The organism is Psychrobacter sp. 4Dc (genome assembly GCF_002836715.1).
Taxonomy (GTDB): Bacteria; Pseudomonadota; Gammaproteobacteria; order Pseudomonadales; family Moraxellaceae; genus Psychrobacter.
Genome location: NZ_PJAT01000063.1, coordinates 18739 through 40893, shown reverse-complemented (window position 1 = coordinate 40893; position 22155 = coordinate 18739). Strand labels below are relative to the sequence as shown.

General features: G+C 43.7%; 20 protein-coding genes. 9 read left to right on the top strand and 11 right to left on the bottom strand.

What is annotated here, in order from left to right:
- Positions 1-57: 57 nt before the first annotated feature.
- Positions 58-930, bottom strand: a complete 873-nt coding sequence (locus CXF61_RS03270) for an MBL fold metallo-hydrolase (protein WP_165597129.1) — start codon at positions 928-930, stop codon at positions 58-60.
- A gap of 378 nt (positions 931-1308) precedes the next feature.
- Here CXF61_RS03270 and CXF61_RS03265 point away from each other — a divergent pair, with 378 nt between their 5' ends.
- The 6 genes from CXF61_RS03265 (at position 1309) to CXF61_RS03240 (ending at position 6660) form a co-directional block, all read left to right on the top strand.
- Positions 1309-1596 carry an ArsR/SmtB family transcription factor gene (locus CXF61_RS03265; protein WP_057761516.1) on the top strand — a complete coding sequence of 96 codons (288 nt, stop codon included), beginning with the start codon at positions 1309-1311 and terminating at the stop codon, positions 1594-1596.
- Between the two features lie 46 nt (positions 1597-1642).
- Entirely contained in the window at positions 1643-3346 is a 1704-nt protein-coding gene (locus CXF61_RS03260; protein ID WP_165597128.1) for a SulP family inorganic anion transporter, read from the top strand.
- Positions 3347-3592: 246 nt separating this feature from the next.
- Positions 3593-3919, top strand: coding sequence for a protein tyrosine phosphatase family protein (locus tag CXF61_RS03255; RefSeq protein WP_057761519.1), 327 nt, complete (start codon positions 3593-3595; stop codon positions 3917-3919).
- A 66-nt stretch (positions 3920-3985) separates the two neighbouring features.
- Positions 3986-4318 (top strand): protein tyrosine phosphatase family protein, encoded by a 333-nt coding sequence (locus CXF61_RS03250; protein WP_057761521.1) that lies wholly within the window; start codon positions 3986-3988, stop codon positions 4316-4318.
- A 387-nt stretch (positions 4319-4705) separates the two neighbouring features.
- Entirely contained in the window at positions 4706-5563 is an 858-nt protein-coding gene (locus CXF61_RS03245; protein ID WP_165597127.1) for a bile acid:sodium symporter family protein, read from the top strand.
- Between the two features lie 335 nt (positions 5564-5898).
- A complete protein-coding gene (locus CXF61_RS03240; protein ID WP_227526579.1) occupies positions 5899-6660 on the top strand; it encodes a glutathione S-transferase family protein in 762 nt (253 codons plus the stop codon).
- 84 nt (positions 6661-6744) lie between these two features.
- Here the strand turns inward: CXF61_RS03240 and CXF61_RS03235 are convergent, their stop codons facing one another.
- Positions 6745-8193 carry an alanine/glycine:cation symporter family protein gene (locus CXF61_RS03235; RefSeq protein WP_165597125.1) on the bottom strand — a complete coding sequence of 483 codons (1449 nt, stop codon included), beginning with the start codon at positions 8191-8193 and terminating at the stop codon, positions 6745-6747.
- A gap of 259 nt (positions 8194-8452) precedes the next feature.
- Positions 8453-10030: an alkyl hydroperoxide reductase subunit F gene (gene ahpF, locus CXF61_RS03230; protein WP_165597124.1), complete on the bottom strand. Its 1578-nt coding sequence runs from the start codon at positions 10028-10030 to the stop codon at positions 8453-8455.
- A gap of 439 nt (positions 10031-10469) precedes the next feature.
- Here ahpF and CXF61_RS03225 point away from each other — a divergent pair, with 439 nt between their 5' ends.
- A complete protein-coding gene (locus CXF61_RS03225) occupies positions 10470-10718 on the top strand; it encodes an HP1242/YdcH family protein (RefSeq protein WP_057761532.1) in 249 nt (82 codons plus the stop codon).
- 169 nt (positions 10719-10887) lie between these two features.
- On the opposite strand, the gene ahpC is transcribed toward CXF61_RS03225, so the two are convergent.
- Positions 10888-11454: an alkyl hydroperoxide reductase subunit C gene (ahpC, locus tag CXF61_RS03220; protein ID WP_165597123.1), complete on the bottom strand. Its 567-nt coding sequence runs from the start codon at positions 11452-11454 to the stop codon at positions 10888-10890.
- A gap of 268 nt (positions 11455-11722) precedes the next feature.
- On the opposite strand from ahpC, the gene CXF61_RS03215 reads away from it, so the two are divergent.
- Together CXF61_RS03215 and CXF61_RS03210 are read left to right on the top strand one after the other, a co-directional pair.
- Positions 11723-12634 (top strand): hydrogen peroxide-inducible genes activator, encoded by a 912-nt coding sequence (locus tag CXF61_RS03215; RefSeq protein ID WP_057761536.1) that lies wholly within the window; start codon positions 11723-11725, stop codon positions 12632-12634.
- Positions 12635-12673: 39 nt separating this feature from the next.
- A complete protein-coding gene (locus tag CXF61_RS03210) occupies positions 12674-13345 on the top strand; it encodes an HD domain-containing protein (RefSeq protein ID WP_165597122.1) in 672 nt (223 codons plus the stop codon).
- Here CXF61_RS03210 and CXF61_RS03205 read toward each other — a convergent pair.
- The 7 genes from CXF61_RS03205 to CXF61_RS03175 all read right to left on the bottom strand — a co-directional run bounded on the left by CXF61_RS03205 (position 13323) and on the right by CXF61_RS03175 (position 22133).
- Entirely contained in the window at positions 13323-13925 is a 603-nt protein-coding gene (locus CXF61_RS03205; protein WP_165597121.1) for a methyltransferase domain-containing protein, read from the bottom strand. The two genes, CXF61_RS03210 and CXF61_RS03205, sit on opposite strands and share 23 nt — an antisense overlap.
- 212 nt (positions 13926-14137) lie before the next feature.
- Entirely contained in the window at positions 14138-14671 is a 534-nt protein-coding gene (locus CXF61_RS03200; protein ID WP_165597147.1) for a M48 family metallopeptidase, read from the bottom strand.
- A gap of 216 nt (positions 14672-14887) precedes the next feature.
- Positions 14888-16450, bottom strand: coding sequence for a DUF1513 domain-containing protein (locus CXF61_RS03195; RefSeq protein WP_165597120.1), 1563 nt, complete (start codon positions 16448-16450; stop codon positions 14888-14890).
- Between the two features lie 3 nt (positions 16451-16453).
- Positions 16454-17605, bottom strand: coding sequence for an imelysin family protein (locus tag CXF61_RS03190; protein WP_165597119.1), 1152 nt, complete (start codon positions 17603-17605; stop codon positions 16454-16456).
- A gap of 111 nt (positions 17606-17716) precedes the next feature.
- The gene (locus tag CXF61_RS03185; RefSeq protein WP_413775321.1) at positions 17717-19393 is read right to left on the bottom strand and encodes a di-heme oxidoreductase family protein; all 1677 of its coding nucleotides are present in this window, start codon (positions 19391-19393) and stop codon (positions 17717-17719) included.
- Between the two features lie 285 nt (positions 19394-19678).
- The gene (locus tag CXF61_RS03180) at positions 19679-21139 is read right to left on the bottom strand and encodes an imelysin family protein (protein ID WP_165597118.1); all 1461 of its coding nucleotides are present in this window, start codon (positions 21137-21139) and stop codon (positions 19679-19681) included.
- Between the two features lie 337 nt (positions 21140-21476).
- The gene (locus CXF61_RS03175; RefSeq protein ID WP_057761553.1) at positions 21477-22133 is read right to left on the bottom strand and encodes a YiaD family glycine zipper/OmpA-like lipoprotein; all 657 of its coding nucleotides are present in this window, start codon (positions 22131-22133) and stop codon (positions 21477-21479) included.
- Between the last annotated feature and the right edge of the window lie 22 nt (positions 22134-22155).

Below are 22155 nucleotides of genomic sequence, written 5' to 3'. Positions count from 1 at the left end.
ACGATACTTACGTAGAGCTGCATCGGGTAATGATTTTCAGTTATTAAACTGTTTAACTTATCCACCGAGGACATTGATCGGAACTTTTAGATAGCGCGTACCATTATCTTCTGGCTCGGGGAAATTTCCTGCATCGATATTGATTTGTACAGCAGGGATGATAAGGCGGGGCATATCTAAAGTCGCATCACGGCGCTCACGCATCTGCACAAACTCCGCTTCGTTTATACTGTCTTTGACATGGATATTTTCTAGTTTTTGTGCGGCTACTGTTGTCGTTGGGCAATGCTGACGACCTTTGCTCGGATAATCATGACACAGATACATGACGGTATCTTCAGGAAGTGCTAGCAGCTTCTGAATAGACTGATAAAGCGTTTTGGCATCGCCACCAGGGAAATCGCAGCGTGCTGTACCGACATCAGGCGCAAACAACGTATCCCCAACGAATACCACTGTTTTCTCATTATCAGCGGCTAGATAGGCCATATCAGCACGCGTATGACCGGGTACATACATCGCAGTGATAGTAATGTTACCAAGCTCTAAGGTCTCGCCTTCGTCTGTCAAAATATCAAACTGGCTGGCATCAGTGCGAAAACTGGTATCAAAGTTGAAAATTTGCTTAAAGATTTTTTGTACTTCGGTGATATGCTGACCGATGACTAATTGTCCGCCAAGGCTTTCTTTTACATGGATGGCCGCTGACAAATGATCTGCATGCGCATGGGTCTCGATAATATACTTGAGCGTCCAATCCTGCTCACGTACAAACTCAATCACTTCATCGACACTACTGGTATTGGTTCGGCCTGATTTAGCATCGAAGTTCAATACAGGATCGACAACGGCGCATAACTTTTGTTCAGTATCAGCAAGTACGTGGGTATAGGTTTCTGTATCGCTATCTAAAAAAGAATGAACTTGCATGGTGGCCTCTTTGATTATTTATACATAAGTTATTTATACATATTTTGGTCATAGGGATTTTTATCTTTAATTAACCCTTAAGTATGATATTCAGTCGTATATAATGCGTTCCTACGACTTATATGATGCCACCAATATAACAACCAACATACAATTTATCAATTTATATAATGTAATTAATGATAACTTGCTATGTGGCGTGATATCATTGATAATCAACTATATATTGCTCAAAAAATCATGGCATTTGTTACCCTCTAATGTAAGGAATTTGTTCTGACTACTTCTATTTCAGCCGAAGGTACACCTACTCGCAGTACTACTGACGATGGGTCATCTGATACTGCAGATTTAGTACCTGCCGATCTTGCCAAGCAAATGCAGCAAGCATCGCTACAAGCCAGCCAACTATTAAAGTCGCTATCGCACCCCGATCGCCTACTTCTTCTCTGCCAATTGACCCAAGGTGAATATTGCGTCGGTGAGCTTGAGGATTTGGTTGGAGTTGGACAGCCGAGCTTATCGCAGCAGTTGGGTATATTGCGTAAAGACGAGCTGGTCGCCACACGCCGCGAAGGTAAGCAAATTTACTATAGTATCGCAAGCGAGGATGCGCTAGCTGTACTCGATCTACTGTATCAACGTTTTTGTGCTAAAGCAGAATAACGCCGCCCTCGCCTAATTATTTGTACTATCTACTGTGGTGATTGATATGTCCTCTATCGTCGCTCGTCTGATTCCAGCTTGGCTGCGTCAATACCAGCTCTCAGCGTTGCCGACCGATCTCGTCGCAGGCATAGTGGTGGGCGTGTTGGTCATACCGCAGAGCCTCGGTTACGCCGTGCTTGCAGGACTGCCGCCTGTCTATGGCCTATATGCAGCGATCGTACCTGTCCTCGTTTATGCGTGGCTCGGCTCTAGCAACGTGCAAGCCGTAGGACCTGTTGCCATTACCGCTATCATGACCGCCAGTGGTCTACTGCCTTATGCTGAACAAGGCACTGAACAGTACGCACTGATGGCCAGCCTATTGGCACTGATGGTAGGTGCACTGCTGTGGATAGCAGGCAGGTTAAAACTTGGCTGGATCATGCAGTTTATCAGTCGCGGGGTGTCTGCAGGATTTGTCAGCGGTGCAGCGGTACTTATATTTGTCAGTCAGCTCAAATATCTGACAGATATTCCAGTCACTGGCAATAGTTTGATTGGGTATTTGACTACCATGCAACGCTATGCCAGCCAGCTGCATCCATTGACCTTAGCTATCGGTATTACCGCATTTGCGCTATTGGTTGCCAATCGCTATGCAAGTGAGTGGATATGGCAGACGTGGCTATCATCATCTTATGCCAAATGGGCAGAGCGCTTATTTCCGCTTATTTTACTTGGTGTCGCTATCGTACTCAGTATGGCACTGCATTGGAGCACACATGGTGTCGCGACTATCGGTAGTATTCCACAAGGGCTGCCGAGCTTTACGTTACCGCATATCTCAGACCTACAAGAGGCGCTGAAGCTATTGCCGACAGCAGGGTTGATGGCACTAATCGTATTTGTATCGAGCAGTTCAGTTGCCAGTACTTATGCTCGCTTGCGTGGCGAGAGCTTTGATGCCAATCGCGAGCTGACTGGACTTGGACTGGCCAATCTGTCTGGTGGACTGTTCCAAAGTTTTGCGGTTGCAGGAGGTTTTTCGCGTACAGCTATCAATGCCGACTCAGGCGCGAAGACACCACTTGCCAGTCTCGTCACCGTACTGGTGATGATTGCCGCGCTCATAGCCTTTAGCAATGCACTTGCCCCACTACCCTATGCACTACTGGGCGCAACCATCATGGCCTCCATCATTGGCCTGATAGATATTGCAACGTTGAAATCTGCATGGCAGCGCGATCGCTTAGATGGTGCTAGCTTTTTGGCCGCGTTCGTCGGTGTGCTGATATTTGGACTAAACACGGGGCTGGTCATTGGTCTCATGGTGTCATTCGCCAGTCTCATCTGGCAGTCGAGTAAGCCACACGTGGCTGTCGTTGGGCAATTGGGCGGTACAGGACATTTTCGTAATATCAATCGCCATGACGTCGTAACTTTTAGCAATTTATTGATGTTGCGTATCGATGAGAGTCTGTTCTTTGGTAATAGTGAATCTGTACATCGACGCATCCTCAATGCCATGCAGCAATATCCCGATGCCAATGAAATCATATTGATTATGGCCGCTGTCAATCACATAGATTTGACCGCTCAAGAAATGCTTTGTACCTTAAATCATGAGTTGGCGTTACAGAATAAGCGCTTACATTTTAGCTTTATCAAAGGCCCTGTGATGGACATCATCGGTCACACCCCATTGATTAGTGAGCTATCAGGGCAGGTCTATCTGAGTACTTTAGATGCTGTCGATGCGTTAAAGTAATCTATAGTTTGACCACAACAAAATCGCTGCGACAGCCATAACACTAGCTTTCACTCAACCTCAATTACTATTGTCGCCTACAACACAATATCGCTATGATAGCGCCTGTGTTATGCTAGACGTACTAAATAGGGAATCAATTAACCTAGAAATTAGCCTAAAAAATGCTGGTTTATAGTCCTTTGATATTCTTGGCCCAACCCTCAATAATAAATATACTTTAACAAATATAACTGAACCTATTTTATGACCGATGATTTAACGATTTATAAGCAAATATACCCAAGCCAGTGCGTTAAAATTGCTGAACTTGGTTATCGCTCAGTGCTTAATATTCGCCCAGATGCCGAGATTGAGACACAGCCTAATAGCTGTGATTTGGCGACTGCTACCGAACAGGCAAACCTAGCGTATCAGCATCTGCCATTTGATGATGAGCGTCTAAGTATGCTGACGGTTGAGCAGTTTGCCGATTTTTATCACTCAATGCCCAAGCCTATATTAATGTTTTGCGGTACTGGGGCACGCGCCAAGCTACTGTATCAAAGCGCGTTGATGCAAGGTCTGTTATAACAACAACCGTCGCTCGAACTCACACGTTTTATAAACCCAACAACACCAATAAAAAAAGGAGCTCTTATGAGCCATGAAGTTAGCTTTACCGGACAAATCACGCCTGACCAAGTGCCTATGATTGCCGAAAATGGTTTCAAAACCATTATCAATAACCGTCCTGATGGTGAAGAGCCAAATCAGCCAACCAGTGCCGAAATCGAAGCAGCAGCCAAAGAAGCTGGTCTTGCTTATAAAGAGATTTCTTTTGCAGGTAATGAGCTAAATCAAACTCACGTCGAAACGTTTGCAGATTTCTTTAATCAAGCTGAGCAGCCAATGCTGATTTTTTGCCGCACGGGTAACCGCTCAAACGGTATCTATGAAGCAGCCAAGCAAATGGATTTACTAGACGACTAGTGCAGCATAAGTAGACTAGAAAGTTAGCGTATTTAGCCCACAGAATCTTGTGGGCTTTTTACTGTGCGTATCATTATGCTCAAAGTGTCATTAGCCACAAACAACTCAATCACTACCTAGTCACTGCCTAATCACCTCCCGATAGCTTCCAACAACCTCGACCAACCTCAATAGTCACGACAAGTGGGTTACTATACGAGCGTAATACCGCTATTATCATTTGATAGGCTTGATCTAGCTTAGTGGTTAAGACACCTCATTAGCTAGACGATTAAATACCTAAACACATGGATTGTGAGCAGCTGCCTGATGACAAGGTTGCCCCGCTGCTATTTACTTTCAAAAAGCCATCTTGATATGGCATTTTAGTTTTACAAGGAATGTTTGATGAATAATACCGCGCTAGCATTACTGCCACTAGCCCTTGCCTACATTATGTTCACCCTCGGAGCAGGACTAAAACTTAGTGATTTCAAGGTCATTGCTAAATATCCAAAAGCGTTCTTTGTTGGCTTAATCAATCAAGTTGTGCTGGTACCGTTGGTTGCGCTAGCAGTCGTGTTAGTGACGGCTCCGCCACCAGCCATTGCTTTTGGGATTATGCTGATTAGTTTTTGTCCCGGCGGCGTCACTAGCAACATGCTAACCTACTATGCCAAAGGAAATATCGCTCTCTCTATCACGTTGACCGGTGTGGTCAGCATACTATCGGTAATTACATTGCCTATCTTAATCACCCTGGCTTTTGATCATTTTATGAAAGATCAGGCAAACTCTATTAGCGCGATAAAGATTGGCCTAGTCATGTTCTTATTGACCACATTGCCCGTATCTCTTGGTATGCTTGCTCGCCACAAATTTACTGACTTTATGGTACGTCGTAGCAGTCTTCTAAACGGCTTGGCCAGCGTGTTTTTTGTACTAATCGTCTTTGCTGCTATTGCCTCCAACTGGCAACTACTACAATCACAGTTCACTCAAATTGGTTTAGAACTTATCTTTATCATTGCTATTTTATTTGCTATTAGCATTTTGATCTCTAGAGTCCTAAAGCTCAGTTGGTTTGATACCAAAACCATCTCGATAGAAACCAGTATCCAAAATAGCACGACGGCTATTACCTTAGCCCCTATCATCATGGGTGTGAGCACACTGCCAGTTATAGCATTGCCTGCTGCTTTGTACGGTGTTCTGATGTATGTCGTTGCATTGCCCGTTATTCTTCTAATCAAAAACAAGAACTGATGATAGCGAATGTAAGAAATAAAAATAGCCCTTCTCAATAAGTGCCCGTCTAAATAAGCGCCCTTCCAAACATTGGATGGGCGTTTTTTTTGAGATATGATTTACATGATGGAAATATGGCTTGGGTTATAGACTGGTCAATACTCAATATTGAGTACATAATAAAATGCGGTGGTGTTCTAAAAAGTATGCTGGCGATAAAAGTCAATACGAAATCTATGCTAAGTTCTCTGATTCTATAAGGCTTTCAAGGCTTCAAAAATTGTTCAAATTTTAATCAGCATACTTTTTGACACACCACCTAAAATGCTACTGTTATCGCTTAATAGGACTCTATGATGCAAAAACCGCTATTAATTATTGGTAATAAAAACTACTCATCGTGGTCGCTACGAGCGTGGCTGTTGCTCAAAGCATTCAATATTGATTTTGATGAGCAGCTTGTTGAGTTGTTTCATCCATCAGCACGTCCAACGCTCGAAGCGCATTCGCCAACGGGTAAAGTGCCTATTTTAGTCTATGGGGAAAAAAATAATAAAGTAACCGTTTGGGACACCTTAGCGATTGCTATGCATGTTAATGAGTACTTTACGGATATTGATATTTGGACAGGCACTGATAAATCTAACGCTGAAAAACAAGATAATAATCAAAGTAGAATAAATAGCGCCTATTGCCAAAGCATCGTGGCTGAGATGCATTCGGGATTGACAGGCATTCGTAACGAGATGCCGATGAATATACGAGCAACGGCTAAGATACAGCCAAGTAGCGCTTGCTTAGCGGATATCGCTCGTATCGAAAACATCTTTGCCGATTGTTTAAAAGGTTGCTCAGCAGACAGTTTCTTATTCGGAGATTTCACAACAGCCGATGTGTTTTTTGCTCCAGTGGTGCTGCGATTACAGACTTATGCTGATGCATCTAATATTACTTTGCAGCCACTGACCAAGCAGTATTGCCAAACTATGCTAAATCATCCGCACATACAGGCGTGGCAACAATCAGCACTGACAGAGACTCGAATTATTGAAGAAGATGAAGCAGGAGAGATACTGTCTGTCGTTGGCGTATTGGCGAATAACCATTCATTTTAGGCATAAATAATATCTTGCATAAAAAAACCACTTCAACTCAGTTAAAGTGGTTTTTTCTTTCATGAGAAATAAAGCCTACAGGTACTACTGTTTTTGATCTAACGCTTCTTTCACTGCTTTTTTACCCCATGCGCTCAAATCGAGATCCAGTTTTTCATACTCTTGCGCATCAAATAGCGGCTCTTTAACCCCTGATTTTAACTGACTTGCAAAGTCGTCAAGTAGACGCTTAGCTCGCGGAAACAACATTATCAAGGCCAATAAGTTTGCTAGCGCTAGCACGCCCATCAACGGATCAGCGAAGAAGAACACTGCGGTTGCTGCAGGAGCCACTGCGCCCAAGAATAATACCGCAATCACAACAACTCGCAAAACCAGAGTCGCCATTTTGATATTCTTTTTGACCAAGAAATTAATGGCATTTTCACCCATATAATAGTTATACATGATAGAGCTTAGGGCAAATAGCAATATCGATATGGTCAGGATATACTGTGCCCAATCCCCAAGCTGGGTCGTGAGCGCTTGCTGTGCCAGTACAATACCATCGACTTCAGCACCTGGTTGATACACGCCGCTCAGTAAAATCATAAATGCGGTGGCACTACATACGATTATCGTATCAATAAACACAGACAGTGACTGCGAGATACCTTGACTAACAGGATGAGTGGCGTAAGCGGTGGCGGCAATATTAGGCGCAGAACCCAAACCTGCCTCATTAGAGAATAAACCACGCTTCATGCCTTGCTCAATCGCCACACCAATACCACCGCCCACGACAGACTCAATGCCAAAAGCATTTTTAACAATCATTACCATCAGTGCAGGCAATTCTGTAAAGTTAAACGCAATAATAATAAGTGCCATACTGATATAGATTAATGCCATAACCGGAATGACAACGTCGGCTACTTTGGCAATGCGCTGAATACCGCCAAAGACAATAAATCCACCCGCAATTACCAGTACTACACCCGTTATCCAGCGATCAATCCCAAAGCTTTCAAGCGCTGAGCCTGCTACCGTGTTGCCTTGGAACGCCACAAACCCGATAGAAAAAGACAGTAGTAGCGAGATCGCATAAATAACAGCAAGCCAGCGATAGTCTTTACCTAACCCATGTAAAATATAGGTCGCAGGGCCACCGCGAAAGTTACCATCATTGTCTCTACGCTTGTAAAGCTGGGCTAAGCTACATTCGACAATGCTGGTCATCATGCCAATTAAGGCCACAACCCACATCCAGAATACCGCTCCCGGCCCCCCTAAAGAGATTGCAACCGCAACACCAGCAATGTTACCGCCGCCTACACGTCCACCGATAGAAACGAGCAACGCCTGACGGGCAGAAATTCCGTCGTCTCCTACTTCATCCGTTTTGAACACACGGAACATACGTTTAAAATATCTAAACTGAGCGAACCTACCTACGATGGTAAACAATAAACCAAAGATAATTAGCATAGGCACGAGCGCCCAGCCCCACGTTAGATCCCCGATTAGGGCGAAAAAAGCTTCAATGTATTCCATGCCTATTTTCCTTATAGTTCATGACGCTATGATAGGTTTTATTGCATACATTATTGCATCAACAACACGAGTTTGTAATGCAAATGTCGAATTTGTAACGTAAATACTGATATTTTCTGAGTGAAAACGCGTTATTGGCTCACGCAAGTGGCTATTTCCTAAATATTAAGGTTTGTTCTATAGAGAAGTATTTATACGCTAACATCAAAAAGCCACCTCAACCGAGGTGGCCTTTTATACTGAAACTAAACTGAACAGCTTACTGCATGACCAAGTATTCAAAGGCTGACAATGCCGCTTTACTACCTTCACCCATCGCAATGTTAATTTGCTTAAATGGTACGGTGGTTACGTCACCACAAGCAAAGATACCTTTACGATCTGTACGGCAGCGCTCATCGATTTCGATCTCACCAAAGCGGTTTAGATCAACGAAGCCTTTGATGAACCCAGTGTTTGGTACTAAACCAATCTGTACAAACACCCCTGATAAATCACGCTCATGAGTCTCACCTGTGCTGCGATCTTGGTAGACGATAGATGATACTTTGCCATCAGTCGCTTTGATCTCTTGCGTCTCTGCACCGGTAATGAACTCGATGTTAGTTTTTTCTTTAGCTTTGTTGATCAGTACTTGGTCAGCTTTTAATTCATCAGCGAACTCGAGTACAGTAACGTGATTAACGATACCTGCCAAATCTAGTGCTGCCTCCACACCCGAGTTACCACCGCCGATCACTGAGATATCTTTACCCTTGAAGAATGGGCCGTCGCAATGCGCACAGAAAGCCACACCTTTACCAATGTTTTCTTCTTCACCTGGTACACCAAGCTTTCTCCACTGAGCACCTGTCGCTAAGATAATACTACGAGTATTAAAAGTCTCACCAGTGTTTAGGTGAATACTGTAGTTCTCTTCTTCAGTCTCGTCGATTTCTTTAACGCTCACATGCTCTTTTAATGTGATGTTGTATTCGGCCAAGTGCTTAACAAAGTTGGTCGATAAATCTGTACCATTGGTTAGCGGCACTGAAATCAAGTTCTCAATGTCTTGCGTGTCTTTTACCTGTCCACCGATACGATCAGCGACCATCGTGACTTTTAAGCCTTTACGCGCTGTATAAATGGCTGCAGCCACACCTGCAGGGCCAGCACCGATGATAGTGACGTCTTGCTGCTCTAATTGCTCAGCATCGTCTTCTACTTCTGACAGTAAATCAGGGAACTGCTCTTGCAATTTTCCAATCAATTTAGCAGTGTCGATTAGACCATTAGCAAATGGCTTACCATTCAAAAATACAGCTGGTACACCTTGAATTTTATTCGCTTCTACTTGCTCTTGGAACAATGCACCGTCGATCATCTCATTACTGATACCATCGTTTAGTAGCGCAAACTGGTTCAATGCCTGAACGACTTCTGGGCAGCTATGGCATGACAATGACACGTAGGTCTGGAACTGTAGCGGCTTATTAAAGCGCTTAACTAGCTTTTGGATACCTTCATCCAACTTTAGCGTATGACCACCCGCTTGCAGAATCGCCAAAATCAATGACGTAAACTCATGACCACCTGGGATACCGCTGAATACGATACCAGTGTCGTTTGATTCGCCATCAATGTGACTGACTACTTTAAAACTAATCGCACTAGGCAAACTATCGTCAGTTGCTTCTGCATCGAAGTTAATTTTATCTGTCGTTCCAGCAATCTTGGTCAAAAAATCTACCAATTCTGCACGTTTTGCATGCGTACCATTACCCAATACAAAAGTAATTGGACGTGTCATGTTTTCGCTATAGCTCTTAACGGCATCTAATAAATTTTGATCTATCATGTTTGTTCCTCATTATGACTGAATATGTAACGGCAACTGTCATGCTACGCGTCTAAATATGAAATAGTTGGCGTCGATAATTTTGTATAAAAGGTTATATATAGTGGGCTCTTGCCCTTTGATGTGTCTATTATCAAGCGTTTAGCCAGTTTCGGCAAGCTGAGAAACTCAAACTTTATGTTTTATAAAACTAATCGTTTATCGCTTTAAACAATTAAATACAAATACACAAACAAATGATAGTGATGGTACATGGTCTATTTTTTCGCTACAATCGAATGGTATGGATAGCAATATGCATTATCAATATCGTGAAGTAACTACCTTTATTACCATTAAACTTTCACCCCTTCCAAAAAAAGTCTCACCATCATAAGCGTCTTAACCATAACGTGCTTACGCCTATTCTAAGCTTGCACTAAATAACAAGGATGACAACATGACAATGACAGACACATGGCAAGATCACAGTGATATTATCGATGAGCTTAAGCAAAAGGACACGCATTTTGCGAGTATCTTTGACGAGCATACGACTCTAGATAGGCAAATTAATAAGCTTGAAAACGATGTGGTCAAGCATGCCAGTCGCGACGAAGAAATCGAACAGATGAAACGACGAAAGCTACAGCTTAAAGACGAGATCTATAAAACCATTGATAAAAATAAAGCACAGTCTCGCGCTTAATATTGCGTCTATACTTAGAGATATGCTGAAAAATAATACTAACAATACCTATGCTTAAGACGTAAAAAGACCCCATCAACTTATGTTAATGGGGTCTTTATTTGTAGCACTGACTTAAATCAGATGTTTAAGATACAGCGCTACTTTTATCTAAGTATAAAATAACTACTTAGATTTTACCAACTAGGTCAAGACTTGGCTTCAATGTGTCACCGCCTTGTTCCCAAGCTGCTGGGCAAACTTCGCCATCGTTTTCGCGAACATATTGTGCTGCTTTCACTTTACGTAGCATGTCTTTTGCACTACGGCCGATACCGCCAGCATGGATTTCAGCGACTTGGATCAAGCCATCAGGATCTATTAAGAATGTACCGCGCTCAGCCAAACCCGCTTCTTCAATCATGACGTTGAAGCCACGAGTGATTTTACCAGTAGGATCGCCGATCATTGGGTATTGTACTTTACCGATAGCTTCTGAAGAATCATGCCATGCTTTGTGCGTGAAATGCGTGTCAGTAGATACTGAGTACACTTCAACACCAAGGCCTTTTAGCTCGTCATAATGAGCGGCCATGTCTTCTAGCTCAGTTGGGCAAACAAACGTGAAATCAGCTGGGTAAAATAGGAAAATCGCCCAGTTGCCTTTTACGTCTTCTGAAGTGATGGTTTTGAACTCACCGTTTACGTATGCATCTGCTGAAAATTCTGGGATTTCTTGATTGATGATAGACGCCATGGTTGGCTCCTCTATAGTTAAGTAAATTGGAAATTAATTATATGGTTTTTTCAATTAGCCCTCTAGCTCTCTGGGCTACCTGACAAACTATACGCGAATTCTATGGTTAATCCAGTTAAAAGTTTTTAATGTGATGTTTTGTTTTATTAAACTTGTTAAACTATTATCTCTACATTTTATCATTGGTGCTCAATTGGTAATTTGCTACCTCATAAAGGTTGACCAAACATAATAAATTGCATTAAAAACCCACTAAAAGAGAGGTTTTATGATTACTTTACGACAACTTGAGTTTGCCCTAGCCGTCGCCAAACATCGTCATTTTAAACGTGCTGCTGAAGATTGCAATATCTCGCAGTCTGCACTAAGTTTGGGTATCGCAGAATTAGAAAAACAGCTAGATACTCAGATTTTTGAGCGCAACAATAAACAGGTATTGATTACCCCTATCGGTCAAGACATCCTCACACGGGCGCAGCGAGTGTTTTCTGAGGTCAGCGATTTGACCACGCGTGCTCATAGCCATCAGACGCCGCTTGCCTATCCCATGACTGTCGGTATCATTCCGACGATTGCACCTTACTTGCTGCCAAAAGTACTACCAGCGCTGCGTGCTCAATATCCAGAGTTCCGTATGACCATCGTCGAACAACAGACAGAGCGGTTGCTTGAGCAAGTACGCTACGGTCATATCGACACCGCTATTATTGCGCTGCCGTATGCGGTAGATGGGCTACACAGTTTTGAGTTCTGGAGTGAAGACTTTTTTGCTGTATTTCCAAAAGATGACATACATGCCAAGCTTGATACCATCAATGCTGATGAACTGGCGACTGCCAATCTCATGTTACTTGGTGAAGGACATTGTCTAACTGACCAGACGCTGTCTGTCTGTCATTTCGACCGTGCACAAATGAAGTCAAGCTTTTCAGATGCCAGTTTAAATACTTTGATTCAAATGGCACTTGCCAATATGGGCACAACGCTAGTGCCTGAAATGGCGCTCGATCAGCTACACCTGCAGAATCAAAATGCCGTCGCCATACCATTGGCTGAAGACGGGCCGCATCGCCATATTGCCTTTGTCACCCGTTTGAACTATGCGCGTGTCGATGATGTTAGCTTGCTTGGCGATGTATTCAATAAAGCATTTAAAGACGCAGTAGCTAATAAAGAATAATCAAACCATTTTTACCACGGTCATAGTGAAAAATGACATATGAAAACTGTCTCAAATAAGCACGATGAGCTTGGCAAGTGCTTTGCACAGCAGTTGTCAGCTATGACCAGCGATATCTCGCCAAAGCAAATAGATAGGCTTTGGCAAGATATCGTGACGCGCTATGGTGAACCACAACGTGCCTATCATACGCTCAATCATATTGAGCAGCTCTTGGTACAGTTTGAGAATATTAAGCACCATCTGTCTGAGCCGCATATCATTGCATTGGCACTGTACTATCATGATGTGGTATACGATCCAAAACGCTCCGACAATGAGTTTCAAAGTGCAGAATTTGCGACAGATGCTTTGAGCCCTTATCTAAACACAGAGCAATGCCAACACATTCACGCTCTCATTATGATGACGGCTAATCATCAGCTAGATACGTTGGTAGACATTGACAAATATAACGATGCGGCATATCTGTTAGATATGGATTTGAGTATCTTGGGTATGCCTTGGCCTACCTACAAGCAGTATGCAAAGGCGATACGTCAAGAATATAAGCATGTCGCCGATGACAGCTACCGTGATGGACGCACTGCAGTATTACAAGGATTACTAGCACATCCCAAACTCTATCTGACTGACCATTATTATAGTCAGTTAGAAACGCAAGCTCGAGATAATATCAAGCACGAGCTTACTTTGCTCGCAGCTTTATAAATAGCTCACTACCCTGCCGCGCTGGATATGAATTATAGCTAGGCTCCATAATCTCGATATCAAAATAACTTTGAAAACGCTGCTGGTACTCTTCCTTGCTGGCGCCGAATGGTGGCCCTTTGCGTCCAAAATCCGTGTCAAATAACAACCCAACCAACTTACCTTGTGGCTTTAATAGCTTTGCCATCTGCTGCACGTATTCATCACGGCGCAATGGATTAATCGCACAAAAAAACGTCTGCTCAAGTATCCAATCAAATTGATACTGCTCAGCTGACAAACTAAAAAAGTCCGCACAGATCAGATGTTCAGAGGGGAAATTAGGATAGCGCTCTGCAAACGTCTCAATCGGTGCAGAGGCAAAGTCAACCAGCGTGACATTGGTAAAGCCTTGCTCATATAAGTAACCCACTTCATAGGCATTGCCTGCACCTGGCACTAGTACCGCCTGATTTTTTGCACTCTCAGGTAACTGGTCGATATAAGCTTTGAGCGGTGGCGATACCTGCCCCATATCCCAACCGATGCTGTTCTTCTCATAACGCTGCTGCCAAAACTCCGCTTGGTTGACGTTTTCCATATGACATCCCTGTATATAAAACCATTGTTTAAACGACACGATTTGTACCGTTATTCCTTATCATATCAGGCTTATTCAGGTGTGTCCCTATTTTAAAAATGATGATAAAAATAGGACTTAATGCTCTGCATAATGAAAGTTACACAGATGATATCGAGGTGCTTACGAGAACTATTTAGCTGATTAGATGGTTAAATAGTTAGATGATACGTTTAGTCCAGCTGTCCTGTCTTGCCCGCTAGGATATTATGCCATTGCTGGTAATCTGGCATCGCTGTCGCAACCGTTTGCCAAAACACACGGCTATGGTTGGCATGATGCAAGTGGCACAGCTCATGAACGATTACGTATTCGGTGCATTCGATAGGATAGGCAGGAAGATAAACCGATAGCCAAATTCGTTTTGCGCGCGTGTTGCAGCTGCCCCAACGTGTGTGCATTTTTTTTAACCGTATTTCATTGGCGTAAGCGCCAACGATTGGCTGCCACTTTTCAAATAGTGCAGGTGCGACTTCGGAGAGTTGTTGCCGATAGTAGGTGATTTTTTCATCAGGACTGAGCGTAAATGATTGCTCTGTACCCCATAACAACACTGAATTATTAGCAGTTGAAGGGTCAGACGGCGTATTTTGTCTACGTCTATATTGTTCTAATACCTGCGGGTGATTTGCAATAGCCCACGGCACCCGCTTAGCAACAGCATGCAACATTTGTAATGCGCTGACATGCATCGGTGCAGAGACCATCAACGTATGAGGCTTTAAGCGAAAATTGATATTTTTAACACGCTTTTTACTGATGTGTAGCTCGATGCCTACCTGTGCAAGCTGCTGTCTGATTGTATCTAAATTGGTATCTAAGCTAATGCTCTACCTCCTTGGCTGACTATTACTGCTATTCTAGTAATAGTCGTTATTAATAGTCATGCCTGTGCGTCTGTCGCTCTTGTTGAACGTTATGGGTCACAATGCTTGCAAATGGTTGTCAAACGACATCATATGCAGTTGACTGTCTTTGATAATCCGCTCATGAGGTTCAACATCGTCTACGTTCAATTTTACTTCTAGTAAAACAGTTACTTTTAGCGCTGTTAACTGCCCTTGACCATCACTGACGATAAATCCTGTTGACTCGGCATGTTTATCAATTTTACTCATTGAAGCACTAGAATTAACTAACACCGAAGCCCCTGCACAATCTGGCAGACTCACGTCATCAATCAGCTCGCGAGTATGCAAATCATAAATCGCCGCACAGCCACCAATCGGTGTGGTCACACACAGTAAGTTACGCTCACTATCCACCGCCACGCTAGCGATATATTGGTGAAAACGTTGCCATTGATTATTTGGCATAGTGAGTGGTGTAAAGCTGGCATCACCACGTTTATGAGTCAGCACTAACGGTACATTGATATGTTTTTCACCTTGGAACTGAATACCAATCATCACTGTGCCGTCATCGTGCATGGCTAAGTGGCGCACACTCATCTGATTATGCTCGGGAGTCACTTGCTCAAGCAGTGTGCCATCATGACGATTCAGATAAACTAGTGATGGTCGCATGGTATCTAGATTTAGCTCTTCGCGTGAGGCCTGCTCGGTTTTGATACCACCATTTGCAATGACGAGCGTTTCGCTATCAGGATGCATAATTAGCTCATGCGGGCCGATACCATATGAGTCAAACTCTGCTACTTTTTTATAAGCATTATTAGCATCATAGATACCAATTTTACCTGCCAAACTCACCGTGTCGTTCTCAGTTACATAGAGCAAGCTGCCATCTAAGCTATAGCAAGCATGACCATAAAAGTGACGGTTTACATCAGCTGTAATCGCATGTTGAACTTGCCCATTTGATGTATTAAGCACCCAGAATCTTTCGCTTGGACGACGACCCATGACGACGACATCACGTCTTTGATCGACACTACTATGCTGAGTTTGAGCTTCAGATACATTGACAGATACAGGCTGAACAACGATGTCGTGGACACGCTCAGGCATAGTTGTCTGCCAAACGATTTGTCTGTCAGCATCAATACCTACCACGCCAAAGTCATGCTCATTTTGGCTTGATGTAGCCTGACCTTTTGGCATGGATGCGACGCCACTGACCCAACTGACTGGTCGTGCCAGCATCGTTGTTGTATGCATGACAGCAAAGTCAGGCGTTTTACTTTTATCATCACTTACAGCATGATAAGCCTGCTTCCAGGTTGCTGCTGCTTGCTCACAAGCATAGCGCAAGCGCAAAAGCTTCGGCGTTAAATCAGGACTAGCTCGTAATACCTGCAACTGCGTACGAATACCATTTACATAATCTTGTAGACTGGCATCTGGATGCTGCTGCTTACGATAACGATGGTGAATACCGACCAGCGCTGCCGTACCAACTGCTGTCAGCACTGAAGTCGTCAAAAGCTCATGAGCTGACGAAGTTCTCCCAGACCGATTAGATCTGTTCATCTGATCATGAGTCTGAACTGCTGACACTGCTGTACTCGCTTCGATAGTAGACATTGTCTAATCGCCATCAGTGCTGTTAAAGCCCACACGGATACCAAGTGCTGGGATTAACTGGCGCTTAATCAGACGAGTGACATCAGTCAGATGATCGTACAACGCTTGTTGATCGTCCTTATTCGCTTCTGATAAATCTTCTGGCATTTGTGCTAATAATGCAGTCGTATCAGCCAATGCGGTCGATAAATTATCCGAAACTTTGTTTTCGTCATTGCTGCCAAGAATAGCCGTCAATACAGGGTCAGTCATGGCTTTATTAATCGTATCTAACTTAGCATTGATGATAGCGCGGCTTTGACCAGCAGTAGCAGCAGGCAGATGACCTTTTGCCTTACCTGTCAGACCGAGTGGCTGATCAATGGCATTAGACTTCATGGTCTCAATCAATGACAGTAGAGAGTTAATCCACTGATTTAGACCTCTATCGCTCTCTGCTGTTTTGTCTATCGCCAATAAATCAGTCGCGTTTTGCTGCCAGTTTTTCTCGATGTCTTTTAGACGCGTACTCAACGCACTACTGGCACTAATCACGTAAGCACACTGACCAACGTCTAAACTGTCATTGGCAAACAAAGCCTCTTCCAACCCTGGCACACCTTGTACGATCGCGCTCTCGCCAGCAAGCTGCTCTGGCGTTAGTTTTGGATTGGCAGCAATCAAATCAGCCACGCCACTATGTACGAGTCCGCGCTCGTCAGGGTAGTAGTTAATGTATAGATTGCTCATGCTAGCAGTCGCAGGACCAAAGTTGACCATCTCAGCACTTGACCATGCTTGTGCCAATACTAGCCACTGTGCACGTAATGCTTGTAGCTCATCGCCACTTACGGGTGCTTGGGTACAGTGCTTCTGCGCCAATTCGTTCAACAGATCGCTTTGCTTGGCTGCATCAGCATACGCGGGAATCACGATATCGTCTGCCACATGCGTCAAATACGTTTTTGCAGTCTCAGGGCTGATATCTACTGCAACGACTTGCTCAGTACTTTCTTTGCTGTTCTCTACTGAGCTGTCAGTAGCTGCACTGTCTTGCACAACTTTTTGGCTGTCTACATCTGCAGCTTTGTTGTCATCGGCAGGTTTGACACAACTGATCAGCAGTCCAGCACTCAATGCAGATAGCGCCATTGCCAAAGCGTGGTTTATTTTCATAGGTTTCTCGGTAATGTTATAGGTAGTAATTTATAGCGTTTTTATACTGATTTTATAATAGCGACTTTATTACAGTGATTTTATTATAGCGACTTTATTACAGTGATTTTATTATAGCGACTTTAGGAACGCATTAAGCTCTGCGCGACCTTGTTTGTCTAACTTTAATACTTGTTGCTTTTGCTTTTCGGCTTCTCCGCCATGCCATAAAACAGCTTCCATCAATGTACGGGCACGGCCATCATGTAAAAACGTCGCTTGAGGATCAACTGTCTGCGCAAGTCCTACGCCCCAAAGTGCTGGCGTACGCCATTCATAAGAGTTGGCTAAAAACTCAACTTGGGCATCTTTTGGTGGTAGCTTACCGGCAATCGTACGATCAGCGAGATCATTGCCCATATCATGCAATAGCAAATCTGTGTAAGGATAAATCACTTGTCCATGCTGCTCAAGATGATCATCGTCGGTTTTTGGCAACTGATATCTTGGCGTATGGCAGCTTTGACAACCCATGTCATAAAAACGCTTTTTGCCAGCTAGCACAAGCTTATCATCTGCATTACGGCGATGCGGCACTGCTAGATTGCGAGTATAAAATTCTACAAATTTCGCGACCTCATCGGTTACTTCAACAGGTGATTTACCATTGCCCTGTTCATCAGCACCTGTCGCTGCATTTAGGCAAGCGGTCTGCGTTGGCATACAGGACTCGTTAGGACGGATGTTGGACGTCAGACCCATGTCTTCGTTAAAGGCACTTTGGTTCTGAGTAATAAGTTTGGTTTGACCCGCTTTCCAGCCAAATCGTCCAAGCGCACGCTTGCCCGTTTGTGGATCCATGACCCAGTTAAACTTACCACTGATATCGCTATCATTACTGTCGTTAGCTTGTTTTTTAATGTCATCTTCAGATATTTGCTCTAGTAGCCCAAGCCCAATCATTGGTAGCGCCACACGCGGTGATACCATCATGTCATCGTCAAAAGCACCATAACCAGGTTTGGTCAAATTAAACGTTGGTGCACGCAGCGTCTCGACATATCCGTCAGCAAAGGTAACTGGTTTATCTGTCCATTGCACCGCAATTCTCGCTTCAGCAGGCACGCCCTGAATACCGCGATCTTGTAGCTGGCCACCATACATAGGATGAGCCACCTTTTCAATTAGCGAATCCTGTAGCTGCTGGCGCTGCTCATCGGTCGTCGCTGGCATAGACAGCCGAATTAACAAACTATCAGCATCATCATCGGCAGTCATCGGCGCATGACCTCGCCCATCTTTGACATGACAAGACTGACAAGCTGCTACATTGAATAGTGCGCCCAGTCCATCACGACTATCAGTACTAGCAGGTGCAACCACCCACGGCTGCTTAAAGAACGCATTACCAATAAAGAACGACCCTTTACGAGAAGCAGCTAGGTTCGATGAAGGCTTTGAGTAGCTTTCAGCACTGCTAATGCTAATACCAGAGTCGCCGCCCTGCTTGATCTCTTGGGGGTCAAAGCTCACCAGTTGCTGCATCGACACGCCCGCCAATGTTTCTATATTTTTGACGTGTTCGGACGACAGCGATTGGCTGTTTTCACTGGTGCTTTCATTACTTGAGGCTTGCTCTGAAGTAACATCAGAAACATCGTCAGAAGTGTCGTCAGAAACGCTATCAGATGGTTGACATGCACTGATAGCCATTGCACTGGCGATAATTAGCGCAAGCTTAGAAGGTATATGTCGTAGGATTTGAGCAGCAAGAGGAGAATCAGAAGGGTTAACATAATTGGCGTTCATAGAAATTAATTGCCTTAGCGCTAGAGTAGAACCATTAAAATTTTGTCATACCATCTCATTATATGTCGTCACAATCATTGCCTGTCGACATATAATGAGGTGGTACACCGGCCAATTGGCTTATTTAATGCTCGTAAAAATGCGTTGCCAACGGTGGCTGACAACGCACGTATTATATCTAATCTAAGTATCCAATAAACAGCGGTTACTGACCTATAACGACTAATAAAACGTCGCAAAGCCAATGAAAGGCTTTTAAATAAGGGCCGCTAGTTTAAATTTTTCTTAAAACTGTGACCCGGCATCTGCATCTAGATTATCGATGCCAACTGCTTTTGCAGCGTTTTCAATACTGGCCGTCAGCTCTTGTAAGCTAGTGATGCCCGCTTCAACCCATCCACGACGGACATTTTGTTCTTCAGCAGAGATACCTTCTTGGCTGGCTTGACCGACAGTTGCAATCATCTGGTCAATCTTGATACCGTCTTTTTCGCCTTTTTCAACGATAACGTTGAACGCGCCTTCTACTTTGTTGAACTCAGCAGCCAACTTATCAGCAGCTTCTGTGTGGCCGTTATCCGTTAGATAATCTTTGATACCGTAGCCGCCCACTGTCTTACCAGCGACTGTTGTATAGCTACCATTAAAGACGTTTTGGATACCGCGTGCATTATTGGCATAGCTCAAATGAGTCAAATCACTAAAGCATTCGTGCTCATCTTCAGTAGAACCAGTAACAAAAGCGACCTGCATACGCTCAGAAGCAAGCTCACCTAATGCTAGGCTACCCATTTGATACATAATTTGGCGCAGACCATTGTCATATTTGCGCGCTATCAAATCACTACGTAAGGTATTTTCAGTATCAGGCTGCCACTGAGCTTCCATCGCGGTCAAATCATCGACCAATAGTTGAGTTGCAGCAGTTAAGAATTCACCACGGCGCTCACAGATACTGGCATCTTCATTGACGGTCTCACCACTAGTACACTGTCCGGCTTCAGTCGCATAGTCAGTGACTGGGCGATTACCTGCGCCTTCTTTTACGCCATTGTTGTCTTGACCCCACAGCATAAATTCAATCGCATGATAGCCAGTCGTTACGTTGGCTTCACTACCACCGATTTCATTCATTTCTGCGAGTAGCTCAGGTGTGATTGTACTGGTATCTTGCTTGATACTACCGACAGTAATGCTGTCGCTATTGATGATGTTCTCTTGGCTGTTATATTCGCCTTCATAATCGTCACCAACATAATCAATCAATGCTTCATCAAGTGGCCAAGCATTGATCTGCCCTTCCCAGCTATCGATGCTGTTGATAGCACGTTTGTCATTGGCAGTCACAAAGCCTTCGTCAAAACGGAAAATCTCAGTTTGTGAATATGGTTGACGTGCTGCTTTATAGGCAGCTTTTGCAGCATCAAGATTTTCTTGTGTTGGAGTGGCTACGTAAGTTTCTACCGCATTTTGTAGCGCTTTAGCCGTGTCCAACGAATCTTTATAAGCGGCGTGTGCCATATTTGCATAACTGATAATCAATCTATCAATATGTGCTTTTTCGGCAGCAGTCATCTCTGAATTATCAGCTGTCTCTGTGTTTGCTACTTCTGTTTGCGTTTCTGTCGCAGCATTGGTGTCTTCATCGGCTTGCTTTGTACAGCCCGACACCATTAACAATCCTGCAAGTGCAACAGCTAAAGTAGTTGGTAAAAGCTTACGGCTCGTTACTGTGGTAATCGTCATACATATCCTCAATAAATATAGCAAAAATTCGTTTTGGTTAAGTAGCCTCAATTATTTTGATAATCAAGCCATGTTACAGCAGGCTATCTTAGCCATGCACATTGACTCTCAGTGCGCACGATAAGACGTTTAATATTGCATTGATAGCAAACACTGACAAATTATAGTGTTATTGATAATCATTATCAATATTTAATTTAATATTAACTATATCTATCAATCATCATTGTTTTATTCAAACTGAAAACACAAAAAAAGAGCCAGCATATTGCTGACTCTTTTTGAAATATATGCGCTCAAATATCTAGCACATATTTAATAGCTATATAGCTATTTATTAGTTTACGCTCTGTGGTGCGTTAACTGTTAGCTCAACACGGCGGTTTTGACCACGGCCATATTCAGTGTTGTTATCTGCGATTGGACGTGACTCACCGTAAGCAACAACGTTTACACGGTTTGAAGCAACACCGCGAGCTGTTAAGTAGTTAGCAACTGAGTAAGCACGATCACGTGACAGACCCATGTTGTAAGATGCTGAACCTTTGCTATCAGTGTGACCAGCGATAGTAATTGTGTTTTGGTTGTACTGGTTCATCGTTGAAGCAAGCTTATCAAGCGTTGGCTTGAATGATGAGCTAAGGGTTGCATCATCAAATGAGAACGTGATGCTACCTGGCATAACCAAATCAATGTTACCAGTGGTTGGATTTTGCTCAACAGTTACGCCTGTGCCAGCCATTTGCTGCTCAAGCTGACGAGCTTGACGCTCCATGTAGTAACCAACGCCTGCACCTAATGCTGCGCCGATAGCCGCATCACGACCAGTTTTGTCGCCGCCTGTTGCTTTTGAAATAGTTGCACCACCTGCTGCACCAACTAGACCACCTAGAGCAGCTTTGTTTAGACGCTGTTGTCCAGTGTTTGGATCTGTTGTACAACCGCTAAGTGCTAGACCTGATGCTACTGCTGCAATCATTAAAGTATTACGCATAATATTTCCTCTTAAGTTTAAA